The sequence below is a fragment of the Rahnella inusitata genome, assembly GCF_965118895.1.
Classification (GTDB): domain Bacteria; phylum Pseudomonadota; class Gammaproteobacteria; order Enterobacterales; family Enterobacteriaceae; genus Rahnella; species Rahnella inusitata_A.
This window is the reverse complement of sequence record NZ_CBCPJJ010000022.1, coordinates 197,551-209,928: the sequence shown is the minus strand read 5'-3', so window position 1 is coordinate 209,928 and position 12,378 is coordinate 197,551. Positions and strand designations below refer to the sequence as shown.

The following is a 12,378-nucleotide window of genomic DNA, read 5'->3' as shown; positions in this document are numbered from 1 at the left end:
TTACTGCAACCTTATAAACTTGCTGACATCTACAGTGAGCACCTTTTATGAGATGCATTGATATTAACTTCTGGCATATGGACACAACATGAAAACGTTATTTGAACCGTTTAATCTTTCTGGTGCGATGTTGCAGAACCGCATCGTAATGGCACCGATGACACGTGCTCGCGCAGTCAATGACATTGCGAATGAACAGACCGCACTGTATTACACACAACGTGCGACAGCCGGTCTGATTGTCAGTGAAGGTACGCCCGTTTCCCGCCAGGGTCAGGGCTATCTGTTCAATCCGGGGATTTATACCGATGCTCAGATTGCAGGCTGGCGTCTGACGACAGATTCCGTTCATGCCGTTGGCAGTAAAATTTTTGCTCAGCTATGGCATGTCGGCCGCGTTTCTCATCCCTCCATCCAGTTCGATAATGCCCAGCCAGTAAGCGCAACATCAAAATCCGCCAAAGGCGCAATGGCGTATGGATATGACCAGAATGGTAAACCTGGTCTGGTTCCAGCTGCGGCCCCCCGCCAGTTAACCACCGGTGAGGTAGAGGATGTCATCAGACAGTTTGCGAGAGCCGCAGAGAATGCCATTAAAGCCGGCTTTGACGGCGTGGAAATTCACGGTGCAAATGGCTATCTACATGAGCAGTTCCTTAACCCCGTGGTCAATGACCGTACAGATCGATACTCAGCAAAATCCCTGAAGGATCGACTGCGCTTTACTACCGAAGTCATTGATACCATATCGAGTGCTATTGGTGCAGAACGCACAGCTATCCGCCTTTCACCCTATGGTCAACTTTTTGATATGCCACTGTATGATGAGATCGATGAAACCTATTCAGCACTTGTTAAAGCTATCGGCCAACGCAAGCTAGCATATGTCCACATTATGAATCAGACCGGATTTAAACGTATAGATAATGGTTCTGAGCAGAGCAATCCTGACAATTTCTTTGCACTGCTGGAAACGTTCAAACGTTTCTTACCAGATACTGCACTAATACTGGCAGGAGGTCTGACACGGACTATTGCTGAAGATATGGTGAATAACAATATCATTGATCTTGCTGCGTTTGGTGTTCCTTATATCAGTAATCCAGATCTCGTCGCCAGATTAAAAAACCACTGGCCTATCGCTGATGCGGATTGGGATACCTTTTACGGACAGTATGCAACAGGTTATATTGACTACCCTCCTTATAATTCTTTGTAAGTCATAAAAGAACATTCAGTTTCAATGAAATTCTTCAACACATCAATTCTGGTGAGGGATTTCATTCGCTAAAAATCCATTTCTTATATAAACGGGTTACAAAAAAATCGCCATGCAAAATAATAAATTATTGCTTCTCGCACTGTCACTGGCCGTATTTGGGGTTATTACGACAGAGTTAGGAATAATCGGTTTACTCCCTGAACTTGTGAAGACGTTGCATGTAACCCCCACGCAGGTCGGTTTTCTGGTCAGCATCTATGCCATTGTTGTGGCTATTTCTGGTCCCTTCATTACTCTGTTGCTTTCAGGGTTTGATAAGAAAAAAGTTCTGGTCTCTATACTCGCTGTATTTGTATTTTCTAATTTAATGTACGCAGTGACGGATGCATTAAATCTGATGATTGTATTCAGAATTATTCCTGCACTGTTCCACGCTGTTTTCTTTGCTGTCGCCCTGGTAACAGCAACCCGTTCGGTTCCCAAAGAGAAAAGTGCTGGCGCGGCAGCGAAAGTCTTCGCCGGTGTTGCAGTCGGCCTGGTAATAGGCGTTCCTCTTAGCACCCTGATTGCAGAGAACCTCAGCCTCAGTGCCGCTTTTCTGTTCTCAGCAGCGGCGTGTTTTGTTGCACTGTTGGGTATTCTTTTTTACGTGCCATCGATGCCGACAACCAACCGTCTCTCTTTCTCGAGCCAGTTAAGTATCTTACGAAGCAAGACGGTCTGGCTTGCCCTCATGATGGTGACTTTTGTTTTCTCTGCCATGTTCTCAAGTTTCAGCTATATAGCAGATTATCTGTCAGCCATTACCCACCTGAATAATAATTATATCAGCGCTATGCTGGTGGCATTTGGTGTATTTGGGCTGATAGGTAACTTTATATTTAGTGTTTTTTTACAGAAAAATACTGTCAGAACAACATTGTTGTATCCATTATTTTATATCCTGATTTTTCTCCTCGTCTGGGAGTACGGACATTCCGCCATGCTCATGTGTGGACTGATTGTTATATGGGGTGCTTTTCATTCCTCAGGATTACTAATTAGTCAGACGTGGTTAATGCGTGAAGCAAGCCGAGCCCCGGAATTTGCCAACAGCCTGTATATCTCTTTTTCTAACTTAGGAATAACTATTGGCTCGCTGGCAGGTGGGTGGTTTATCTCCCGCTTTGGAACGCATTCTCTTGTACTGAGCAGTATCATTTTTTCCGTACTGGCATTCTTATTTATCGTCGCGGGTAGAAAATCCACTGTAACTGTATAACTGGATGATATTTCAGCAATCGAAACAATACATATCATGTTTACGCAATTTTTCGCCCTTATTAGTGAAAGAGAGGCTTTATGATTTCCTCATCAGAAGTAAAAGCAAACCCGTCGATATGGCTTTTCTTTTGTCTCGCTGTCTGCTCAGGATTAGGCGTTGCCAATGTCTATTACCTTCAACCGGGTCTTTCCCTGATCCAGAATGAGTTTGGTGTCAGCCCGGATGCAGCAGGGTGGCTTGCTGCCGCGACTCAAATTTGTTACGGGCTGGGTATGTTACTTCTGGCTCCTTTAGGCGATATTCTTCCCCGGCGAAAACTCGTTACAGTGAAAGCAATACTCCTTCTTGCAGCATTGACCATGGCCGCAAGCGCACATTCGTTCATGCTGTTGGTGATCGCAAGTATGGTGGTCGGATTGCTGGGTAGCATTGGACAGGATTTTATCCCGATCGCCGCACAGCTGGCACCCGACAATAAACGTGGCCATCTGGTGGGAATAGTAACGACCGGTCTTCTGACGGGCATCTTGCTGTCCCGAACGCTGGGTGGGTGGATCTCCCAGCTCCTGGGCTGGCGTGAAATGCAGTATCTGGCATCGTTTTTAATGCTCATTGTTCTGGTTATTGTCAGATTTATGCTCCCTGAGCAAAGGCACACGGGCGAGCACCAGAAATACAGTCGCCTGATGTCCAGCTTATGGACTCTTTGGCGAACACATCGTGTTCTGCGGATTTCCGTCATGACACAGGCATGCCTTGGCGCAACACTGGGTGCATTCTGGTCTTGTCTGGCTTTCGTACTGACTGCTGAACCTTTTCATTTCGGGCCTGCTGTTGCGGGGAGTTTTGGTATTGCCGGAGCCGCGGGTGCATTAGCGGCCCCAGTTTTTGGTAAATACACCGACAGAAAGGGTCCGCTTCCGGTGATACGTTTTGGCTGCATTCTGGTCATTTTATCCTTTGTCGGGTTACTGGCTCTGCCACCCAGTATCTGGGCGTTGATTGTTGGAGCCGTGCTGTTTGATCTTGGCGCACAAGCCGGGCTTGTTTCACATCAGATTATTGTAACTGGTATTGGACAGGATTCGCGGAGCAGAACAAATGGCCTGTTGATGACGGGGGCTATGGTCGGTATGGCTCTTGGGGCAGTAATGGGAAGTCTTCTCTGGTCGCACGCTGGCAGCACTGGGTTATTTAGTTTTGCTGCGGTGGCTGGCCTGCTTGCTTTTGGAATTTCATTCGGACATTCCCGAACGAAGCCAACACTGAGTGCTTAGTCATTTTCCCGATAACAACATTGACTGACAGGAGTTTCAGGAGGCTGCATCAACAAGTGAAAGAAAATACTTTCGCAGCCCCTTCGACATTGTGTATATAAAGTTTTATTGGTTTGGCAGGGGGAATAAGATCTTTTAAACAGATCAATTCACCGGATAAATATCATTATCCGGCGATGTATTTGCCGCTTTAACCCTGAGAATAGAAAGAGTCAAAGATTCTTTGAGAGGGAAAGAGATCCCGATTAATGAGCAACTGATTACCCATCTGCCACTGCTGGGATGGGTACATATCAACCTGAACGGGGATTATCTCTGGAGAACAAACCTCAAACTGGTACAGGATAAATACCGCGCATTACGCTCAGTGAATAGTAGCCTGTACAAAAAACAGGCTTGGCGTAGGATGTTTTCCGTTTGTCCAGGTGGCCCCCTTACCCTCCGCTTACCGGCTGAATCACCGGATTGCCCAGACGGTCCTGCAACACCTCCACTTCAACGCCATAGGTTTGGGCGATCAGTTCTGCTGTGATGACCTCACGCGGCGTGCCCGCTGCCTGAATTTTGCCCTGTGCGACCACCAGTAAGTTATCGGCATACTGACAGGCCAGATTGAGATCGTGCAGCACGATCACCGTGACCCAACCCCGTGAGCGGGTTTCACGTCGTACCAGATTCAGTAATGAAATTTGATGCTTCAGATCCAGCGCGCTGACCGGTTCGTCCAGCAACATCGCTTTCGGTTCGCGCATCATCACCTGTGCAAATAACACCATCTGCCGCTGCCCGCCGCTCAGCGAAGCAATTTCACGGCCAGCCAGATGCGCGATGCCCGCCTGTTCAAGCCGCTGCATCGCGGCATCCAGCGTATCATCGTCAATGTGCAATGAAAGCTTACCAAGCCGACCGAGCACCACCACTTCCAACGCCGTCAGATCGATATCGGCAGTGGTGTCCTGCGGCAGATAGGCAATTGTGTCGCGCCAGCCATGTAGCAATTTACCACGCACTTTCCCCGGCAATAAGTGTTGATCGCCAAACTTTATCTGCCCTTCTGCCAACGCCAGTTCACCAAACATGGCGTTCAGCAGCGTGGTTTTTCCCGTGCCGTTCGGGCCGATAATGACGTGAATTTTACCCGCATCCAGTTGCGTACTAACTCCGCCGAGAATGCTGCGCCCCTGCCGGTGAATACCGACGTTTACAAGCTCAATCATAAGGTTCTCCGGCGCGGCGCAAAGATCAGCCAAAGCAAGAACGGCACGCCGACAATCGCCGTCACAATACCCACCGGGAATAACGCGCCGGGAACGATCGATTTCGACAACACCGACGCCGCTGAAAGCATCAGCGCTCCAGCCAGCACCGACATCGGCAGGGAGAAACGCTGATCTTCGCCCACCACCATGCGGGCAATGTGCGGTGCGACCAGTCCGATAAAACCGATGACACCGACGAAGCTGGTCGCCGTCGCCGTCATCACCGCCACGATAATCAGAATTTTCATCCGCAGCTGCCGAACGTTGACGCCAAGGCTCAGCGCCCGCATTTCTCCCATGCGCAGTGCCGCCAGTTTCCATGAATCCGCCATCAGCATCAGGCAGCACACCAGCGTGACTACTGCGGTCAGCGCCAGCGTCGGCCATGTCGCTTTGGTCAGGCTGCCGAACAGCCAAAAAAGAATCTGCTGTGAGAGCTCTGGCGATGACAAAAACTGAATCAATGACAGCAGCGACTGGAAAAGAAACAGCGGCGCAATGCCGCCAAGAATGATGGTCTCGGTTCTGACCGTGCGTATTGAGGCCAGCATGAAGAGAAACAGCGCGGCAAACATTGAAAAGATAAACGCGCCAATCGGCACGGAAATCATCGGGTGCAGGCCGAATCCGCCAAACGCCAGGCTCAGCGCCGCCCCGAAACCGGCCGCCGCTGCCATGCCGAGCGTATACGGGCTGGCCATCGGGTTGTTCAGCAATGTCTGCATCTGCGCGCCCCCCGCGCCCAGTGCGGCGCCCACCACCAGTGCCATCAGCGCCATGGGTAAGCGGAATTCACGCACAATGGCGTCGGTCATCGCCGCGCGTTCGCCGAAGCCGGTCAGTGAGCGGATGACTTCAGAAGGCGACAACATCGACGGGCCGGTGGCGATATCGAATACCAGACTCACGGCAGTAATCAGCAGAAATAACAGCACGTAGCGCCAGCGCTTACGTTCCCGCGAGCGATGAGCGATAATCGCCTCACTACGGTCGGCAGAAATAGTCATCAAAATCCCCTTTCAAAAAACGAAAGAAGCGCTGCTCAGAGGCAGCGCTTTTCTGTACGACACAAAATCAGAATCAGTCTTTCAGACCAACCACAAACGTGCCTTGTGGCGTCACAGGGAGATATTTTTTGTAGAAATTAAGGTAGTTCGCCAGCGGATCCATATCTTTAAACTGCGCCGGATAAAGCTGTTTCGCCATGTACTGCACCATCGCGAAATCAGAAATCGTGCGGGATGCGCCCTGATAAACACCGTATAACTGACCGTTTTTGACCGCAGGTAACTCCGCCCAACCGCGACGATTCTCAAAACCTTTCAGTTTTTCACGCGCATCGGCTTTGCTGATGCCCACGCCCATCGGCAGCGCAGATGAATTCTTATTGTTCTCACGGCCAGAAATGAAGATCACGTCAGGCTTAGAGGCCAGTACCTGCTCAGGGTTAATCGGCCCCCACCACTCAACGAACGGCGCAGCAATGTTGTCGCCGCCCGCCGCGGTCGCCATAGCGCCCCACATATTTTTGCCATAGGTGAAGGAATATTCTTCCGGGCCTTTGTTGCCAAATTCTACATACACTTTTGACTTCGCTTTGCCGGAAGCGGCAATGCGTTCAGAGACGTCTTTCAACGATGACGCATACAGATCGGCCATTTCTTTCGCACGCGCTTCTTGCCCGGTCAACGTACCCAGCACGCGGGTCGAGGCCACATGGCGTTCCACGGTTTGTGCGTTGTAATCGATCACCACCACCGGAATGCCCTGCTTCTCAATACGTTCCACATCCAGCCCCAGCGCCTTAAACTGCCAGTCAGCCAGCACCAGCAAATCCGGATTCAAGCTGAGCAATTTCTCGACCGAGAAACTTTGTGCTTCAACTTCTCCCACGTCGGAAATGTTTTTCAGTGAAGGGCGATGCGCGACGTGCATTTCCCAGTTAGCCGGTACCCAGCCTTCCCACGCTTCGCGTGAGATACCGACTACCGAGTCATAGGCTTTTTCGCCGCCGACCGACATGTAATCTTCAAAGTAAAAGCCCACCACGACACGTTTCGCAGGCAGATCAACGTTTACCTGACGGCCAATAACATCGGTGATCGTTTTGATTTCTGCCTCAGCAGACGCACTGAGCGCCAGCGTGGCAAAGGACAACGCGCAGGCAAGCGAGCGCAGAGTAAAGGTATGTGCAGCCATGAAAGTCAGTTTCCCAGGATAAGTAGAACAATTAAATGAAAATGATTATCAATTATGTTTGACACTTTTATTTACACAAATACACATTTCATTTCAACATATTTAACACGTTCCGCGCTGAAATCTTTTGATAACTGTACCGACGTGTACATTTTCTTGACATCACTTGGGTCATCACTCATAAATATACTGTACCGTACGGTTTTGATGAAAAAGTAAACCGACGTCCCGCTACGATTATTCACAGAAGGTGTATGACGAATGTCTGCGTTAACAAACGGCTATTCTCTGGCGGCTCTGATTTCTTTGGCTTTTCTCACCGGGTGCGCGGGTACCCAGCCTGTGCCCTACACCGGGGTCACTTCTTCTACCCAGATGAAACCTGATACTCAGGATGATTCCGGTCACATTGCTTACAGCTTCAGCGCCCCGACCGACTGGAATAAATATTCCCGCGCGATCCTCGATCCGGTGGTGATTTATCAGGGCGCGGACGCGCAGTTCGACGACGTCTCGCCTGAACAGAAACAGGCGCTGGCGACCTACATGCAACAGACGTTCGGCAAGAACGTTGGCGAGCGTTTTCCGCTGACCAACGTAATCACGCCCGGCACCTTGCGCATTCGCCTGACCCTCACCGGTGCCGAAACCACCACACCGGTGCTCGGGACGTTCTCCCGTTTTGATCTCATGGGCGGTCCTTACAACATCGTGCAATCCGTGCGTGGCAAACAGGGCTCATTTACCGGCTCGGTGAGTTATGCGGTGGAAATTTATGATGCCCCATCCAACCAGCTGCTGAAGGCGTACATCTCGAAGCAATACCCGAACTCGCTCAATATTGGCGCGAGCTGGGGTGCGCTGAGTGCAGCAGAAACCGGCCTCGACAAAGGCGCTGAACAGCTGCAAGACCAGCTTCAATAAGCAGGAACAGTCGATGAAAATCTATCCGCAGCAGGTCATTTGCAAACACTGCGACAGCCTCTATAGCCGAAAATCTGTGCGGCCCGGCGAGGCGGCGCAGTGTCAGCGTTGTCGGGCTGTGCTGTACCGGGGAAGCTGGCTGAGTCTGGAACAATGGTTCGCCCTGACGGTGACAGCGGCGCTGTTTTTTATCATCGCCAACCTGTTTCCTGTGCTGGAGATCCAGTTCCACGGCCAGTCGCAGGCGACGACGTTAGCCGAAACCGCGATGGCGCTGGCGCACAGCTATGCCTCGCCGCTGGCCATTCCGCTGGCGCTGCTGATTATCGTCTGTCCGTGCCTGCAAATCCTGCTGCTGAGTTGGGTACTGTTTCACGCCTGCCGGAGAAAAGCTGCGCCGGGGTTTGCGCCCGCGATGCGTCTGCTGGCCGGGCTCGCACCGTGGAGCATGGCGGAAGTGGCGCTGCTCAGCATTCTCATCGCCGCCATCAAACTCTCCGGGCTGGTAAATATCACCACCGGTCCCGGCACCTGGGCATTGCTCGGTTTATGCCTGCTATTGCCGGTGATCAATCATCAGGATTTTCACCCGTTGTGGATGCTGAAAACCGTAAAGGGGAAGCACGGATGACAATTGCGGGACAGGCCTTATCTCAGGGGCTGGTGCGCTGCCACGTTTGCGGGCTGGCCTGTGAACACGTCGGCGGTGTGCATGCGTTGCCCTGCCCGCGATGTCATGCGCCGCTGCATCCGCGTCTGCCGGACAGCCTGACGCAAACCTGGGCGCTGCTGCTGACCGGCCTGTTGCTGTATCTGCCCGCCAATGTATTACCGGTGATGTACAACAGCGTCGGCGGGCGTGGCAGCGAAAGCACCATTCTCGGCGGCATCGCCGGATTCTGGTCATCAGGCTCTTATGGCATCGCGATGGTGATTTTCACCGCCAGCGTGGTGGTGCCCTGCGCCAAGTTTGGCATTCTCGGCTGGCTGCTGATCGCCACAAAACGACGAGATACCTCAGGACGCGTCCGGCGATCGCGTCTGTTTCGCCTGACCGAACATATCGGTTACTGGTCAATGTTGGATGTGATGGTGGTGGCGCTGATCGCCGCGCTGGTGCAGTTCCCCGGATTTAGTACCGCCGAGCCGCGCATCGGCATTGTCTTTTTTGGGGCCGTGGTGATGTTCACCCTGCTGGCAGCAATGAAGTTCGACCCACGTTTGCTTTGGGAAAATAATAAGAATGAGTGACTATGATCCACCGCCGCCGGAGGTTATCCCGCGCCGGCTGCGCCCTTCGCTGATCTGGCTGGTGCCCGCTGCCGCTGCGTTAATCGGCCTGTTTCTCTTGTTTCAGCTGTGGGCTTCATCAGGGCCGGAAGTTTCTATTACCTTTCAGACGGCCAGCGGATTACAGGCCGGTAAAACCGAAGTGAAATACAAAGATGTCACCGTCGGACTGGTGAAGTCTATCGTCTTAAGCCCGGACAGCCAGCGCGTGCTGGTCACCGTCTCGCTGATGAAAAATGCTGATAATCTGGCGAAAGCCGACACCCGTTTCTGGGTGGTGCGTCCGCGCGTTGGCATGGGCGGTATTTCAGGGATCGATACTCTGCTGTCGGGCGCATACATTAGCCTCGACACCGGCACATCAAAGCAATCCGGCACCACGTTTACCGGGCTGGAATCGCCGCCGACGGTGATAAACGGCATGCCAGGCAAACAGTTTGAAGTGGTGGCCGACGATCTCGGCTCGCTGGATATCGGCTCGGCGGTGTATTACCGGCGGATCCCGGTTGGCCGCGTATCGTCTTACGCGCTGCGCCCGGACGGTAAAGGGGTGAGTGTCAATATTTTCATTGATGCGCCCTACGACCGGTTTGTCACGCCATCCACCCGTTTCTGGAATGCCAGCGGCGTCGATTTGTCGCTCAATTCAGAAGGATTGCAGCTGAAAACGCAGACCATGGCCTCGGTCATTGCCGGGGGTATTGCGTTCGCAAATCCTCCCGATTCAGAGACCGCAAAATCTTCCACCAATCACAGCGTTTTCCGGCTGGCCGACGATCAACTTTCGGCGATGGCACCGCAGGACGGTACACCGCAAATTCTTCAGCTGCGTTTTCAGCAGTCGCTGCGCGGAATGCAAACCGGCGCGCCGGTGGAATTTTCCAGCGTGAAGCTCGGCAAAGTCACGGCCATCGATCTGGATTTTGATCCGTCAGGCTCGCGGTTTATTTCGGTGGTCACCATTGAGGTGTACCCGAACCGCTTAGGCCGCGTGCTGGAGAAATTACCCAAGCCTGAAAAAGATGGCGAAAAACAGGCCGCCGTCTTCCTGCGTGACCTGGTGCAGCACGGACTGCGGGCACAGGCGCGCACCGGCAACCTGCTGACCGGTCAGCTGTACATTTCGCTCGATTTTGTCCCCAACGCCGCGCCGGTGCCTTTCGATCTCAGCGCGCGGCCTTTGCGCATTCCAACGCTAAACGGCGGGTTCGATCATTTACAGGAGCAGGTCGCGACCTTGATTGGCAAAGTATCGAAAATGCCCATTGAATCGATCGGCAATAATCTCAACGCCACGCTGGGGACTCTCAATCAGACACTGATTCAGGTCAACGGGCAGGTCTTACCGCAGACCACGCAAACCCTGCGCCAGTTGGATCAGACGATGAACGGCGCACAAGAGCTGCTGGCGGCGGATTCGCCGCTCTTACAAACGCTGGCCGAATTTCAGCGCACGCTCTATTCCCTGCGCACGCTCACCGGTTTACTGACGCGTCAGCCGCAGGCGCTGCTGACCGGCAGACAGAATGATCCGAAGGAAAAACCATGAAACTGAACACTGCCCTGAACATCGCCGGTGCCCTGCTGCTGTTAAGCGGATGTGCAACGTCCACGCCGCCGCACTATTACACGCTGGTGAATGGCGACAGTACGCCGCCCGCCGCCGCCGCAGCACCCTTTGTGATCCGCATGCATCCGGTGACGGTACCGGGACAGCTGAATCAGCCGCAATTGGTGACGCGCAAAAGCAACGGCGAAACCTTTATCTCGGATAACGCCCTGTGGGCATCGCCGCTGCCAGAGGAAATGCGCAGCGCGCTCACCGGCCAGCTGGAACGCTCACTGAATACCGTCGAGGTCAGCGGGCTGACGCCGCCGCAGGACAAACCGGTGGTGGGCATCAGCGTGGCGGTTCAACAATTTGATGCGTGGCCGGGCAACCGCGCCAGCATTGCCGTGACCTGGCGGCTAAGTTTCGAGGCGGGTTCAGCAGAAGAACAGCTACTCACCTGCCGTACGCAGCATCAGAAAATGTCGCAGGCAGGGTATCCCGGACTGGTCGCCACTCAGCAGGCGCTGATGCGCGACGTGGCTTCAGACATTGCGAACAGCATTAAAACCCGTCAGTGCAGCTGACAAATGGCGCTTTTTCGCAATGCTTACATAACGAAACCGTCACCTCCGTGATGAATTGATTTTATATTGCAATTCAGACAGATAATGGCGGGAGCAGAATGTTAAGTTTTGTCAGGCGTTATCGATTCAATCTGCAAGAATGAAATTTTAGTTGTTTTAAAACAATAGATTAACACTATTCTTACGCAACATTTACGCCCCGCCGCAGGCTTGACCCTCAACGCTCACAAGATATATCTTGAGGCCGTAGCCGATGAAGGGAAAAGGGAAAATGATGAAAACGTCCGAACCGGCAGCACGCCGCAAAAGCAAACTGCTCACGCGTCAGGAACTGACGTTGTTTGTATTGCATCTGATCCAGATAAATCCGGCGCACGGCTATGAGATCATTAAAACCATTGAGGGCTATTCGATGGGGGCCTACATCCCCAGCCCCGGCGTGATCTACCCGATCTTGTCGCTGATTGTCGAAGAAGGCTACGCCAGCGTAGCGGAAATCGACGGCGGCAAAAAACAGTTTTCCATGACGCCTGCCGGATCTGAATATCTGGCCGCGAGAAGGAAGGAAATTCGCGTCGTCGAAGAGAAAATAAAAACCCGTGTGATGGAAACGAATCCGCCACCGCCGCCAGAAATTATATATGCCATCGAGAACTTTAAAATAACGTTACGGACGAAGAAATATAATGAAAAACCGTCTGATGAAAAACTGGTTAAAATCATAAATATTATTAACGAAGCTACAGATAAAATAAAAAAATTATAATAGTAATGGTGAGTTAGTTTCGCCAAACCTCACTATTTACC

At 52.2% G+C, this 12,378-nt stretch carries 12 protein-coding genes and 1 pseudogene; 10 read left to right on the top strand and 3 right to left on the bottom strand.

The genetic code is table 11. The annotated features are described in order from the left end of the window. Positions 1–88: 88 nt before the first annotated feature. From ACMHLI_RS18885 to ACMHLI_RS18870, 4 genes and pseudogenes are all read left to right on the top strand, one after another. On the top strand, positions 89–1,219 hold the full coding sequence (locus ACMHLI_RS18885) for an alkene reductase (protein ID WP_413530800.1): 1,131 nt from the start codon (positions 89–91) through the stop codon (positions 1,217–1,219). 112 nt (positions 1,220–1,331) lie between these two features. Next, on the top strand, positions 1,332–2,483 hold the full coding sequence (locus ACMHLI_RS18880; protein ID WP_413530799.1) for an MFS transporter: 1,152 nt from the start codon (positions 1,332–1,334) through the stop codon (positions 2,481–2,483). An 80-nt stretch (positions 2,484–2,563) separates the two neighbouring features. After that, a complete protein-coding gene (locus tag ACMHLI_RS18875; protein WP_413530798.1) occupies positions 2,564–3,763 on the top strand; it encodes an MFS transporter in 1,200 nt (399 codons plus the stop codon). A gap of 193 nt (positions 3,764–3,956) precedes the next feature. Further along, positions 3,957–4,160, top strand: a pseudogene (locus tag ACMHLI_RS18870) (hypothetical protein); the annotation flags it as partial. 37 nt (positions 4,161–4,197) lie between these two features. On the opposite strand, the gene ACMHLI_RS18865 reads toward ACMHLI_RS18870, so the two are convergent. The 3 genes from ACMHLI_RS18865 to ACMHLI_RS18855 form a co-directional block, all read right to left on the bottom strand. Continuing rightward, positions 4,198–4,980: an ABC transporter ATP-binding protein gene (locus ACMHLI_RS18865; protein WP_413530797.1), complete on the bottom strand. Its 783-nt coding sequence runs from the start codon at positions 4,978–4,980 to the stop codon at positions 4,198–4,200. After that, positions 4,977–6,029, bottom strand: coding sequence for a FecCD family ABC transporter permease (locus ACMHLI_RS18860; RefSeq protein WP_413530796.1), 1,053 nt, complete (start codon positions 6,027–6,029; stop codon positions 4,977–4,979). Before ACMHLI_RS18860 ends, ACMHLI_RS18865 begins: the two co-directional genes overlap by 4 nt. A gap of 73 nt (positions 6,030–6,102) precedes the next feature. Continuing rightward, positions 6,103–7,221, bottom strand: a complete 1,119-nt coding sequence (locus tag ACMHLI_RS18855) for an ABC transporter substrate-binding protein (RefSeq protein ID WP_413530795.1) — start codon at positions 7,219–7,221, stop codon at positions 6,103–6,105. A 261-nt stretch (positions 7,222–7,482) separates the two neighbouring features. Here ACMHLI_RS18855 and ACMHLI_RS18850 point away from each other — a divergent pair, with 261 nt between their 5' ends. The 6 genes from ACMHLI_RS18850 to ACMHLI_RS18825 all read left to right on the top strand — a co-directional run bounded on the left by ACMHLI_RS18850 (position 7,483) and on the right by ACMHLI_RS18825 (position 12,337). After that, a complete protein-coding gene (locus ACMHLI_RS18850) occupies positions 7,483–8,145 on the top strand; it encodes a DUF3313 domain-containing protein (RefSeq protein WP_413530794.1) in 663 nt (220 codons plus the stop codon). Continuing rightward, positions 8,087–8,776 (top strand): paraquat-inducible protein A, encoded by a 690-nt coding sequence (locus tag ACMHLI_RS18845; RefSeq protein ID WP_413530793.1) that lies wholly within the window; start codon positions 8,087–8,089, stop codon positions 8,774–8,776. Before ACMHLI_RS18850 ends, ACMHLI_RS18845 begins: the two co-directional genes overlap by 59 nt. Beyond that, positions 8,773–9,396: a paraquat-inducible protein A gene (locus tag ACMHLI_RS18840; protein WP_413530792.1), complete on the top strand. Its 624-nt coding sequence runs from the start codon at positions 8,773–8,775 to the stop codon at positions 9,394–9,396. The genes ACMHLI_RS18845 and ACMHLI_RS18840 overlap by 4 nt, the downstream gene beginning before the upstream one ends. Then, positions 9,389–10,984: an intermembrane transport protein PqiB gene (locus tag ACMHLI_RS18835; protein ID WP_413530791.1), complete on the top strand. Its 1,596-nt coding sequence runs from the start codon at positions 9,389–9,391 to the stop codon at positions 10,982–10,984. Before ACMHLI_RS18840 ends, ACMHLI_RS18835 begins: the two co-directional genes overlap by 8 nt. Continuing rightward, on the top strand, positions 10,981–11,571 hold the full coding sequence (locus ACMHLI_RS18830) for a membrane integrity-associated transporter subunit PqiC (protein WP_413530790.1): 591 nt from the start codon (positions 10,981–10,983) through the stop codon (positions 11,569–11,571). Before ACMHLI_RS18835 ends, ACMHLI_RS18830 begins: the two co-directional genes overlap by 4 nt. A gap of 271 nt (positions 11,572–11,842) precedes the next feature. Further along, complete coding sequence (locus tag ACMHLI_RS18825) at positions 11,843–12,337, top strand: PadR family transcriptional regulator (RefSeq protein WP_413530789.1); 495 nt, start codon at positions 11,843–11,845, stop codon at positions 12,335–12,337. Positions 12,338–12,378: the final 41 nt, after the last annotated feature.

What these genes read in the sequence shown, in the direction of transcription:
- ACMHLI_RS18825 (WP_413530789.1), top strand. Translation starts at nt 11,843, where the DNA reads ATGATGAAAACGTCCGAACCGGCAGCACGCCGCAAAAGCAAACTGCTC.
- ACMHLI_RS18840 (WP_413530792.1), top strand. Translation starts at nt 8,773, where the DNA reads ATGACAATTGCGGGACAGGCCTTATCTCAGGGGCTGGTGCGCTGCCAC.
- ACMHLI_RS18880 (WP_413530799.1), top strand. Translation starts at nt 1,332, where the DNA reads ATGCAAAATAATAAATTATTGCTTCTCGCACTGTCACTGGCCGTATTT.
- ACMHLI_RS18850 (WP_413530794.1), top strand. Translation starts at nt 7,483, where the DNA reads ATGTCTGCGTTAACAAACGGCTATTCTCTGGCGGCTCTGATTTCTTTG.
- ACMHLI_RS18875 (WP_413530798.1), top strand. Translation starts at nt 2,564, where the DNA reads ATGATTTCCTCATCAGAAGTAAAAGCAAACCCGTCGATATGGCTTTTC.
- ACMHLI_RS18835 (WP_413530791.1), top strand. Translation starts at nt 9,389, where the DNA reads ATGAGTGACTATGATCCACCGCCGCCGGAGGTTATCCCGCGCCGGCTG.
- ACMHLI_RS18855 (WP_413530795.1), bottom strand. Translation starts at nt 7,221, where the DNA reads ATGGCTGCACATACCTTTACTCTGCGCTCGCTTGCCTGCGCGTTGTCC.
- ACMHLI_RS18885 (WP_413530800.1), top strand. Translation starts at nt 89, where the DNA reads ATGAAAACGTTATTTGAACCGTTTAATCTTTCTGGTGCGATGTTGCAG.
- ACMHLI_RS18830 (WP_413530790.1), top strand. Translation starts at nt 10,981, where the DNA reads ATGAAACTGAACACTGCCCTGAACATCGCCGGTGCCCTGCTGCTGTTA.
- ACMHLI_RS18860 (WP_413530796.1), bottom strand. Translation starts at nt 6,029, where the DNA reads ATGACTATTTCTGCCGACCGTAGTGAGGCGATTATCGCTCATCGCTCG.
- ACMHLI_RS18865 (WP_413530797.1), bottom strand. Translation starts at nt 4,980, where the DNA reads ATGATTGAGCTTGTAAACGTCGGTATTCACCGGCAGGGGCGCAGCATT.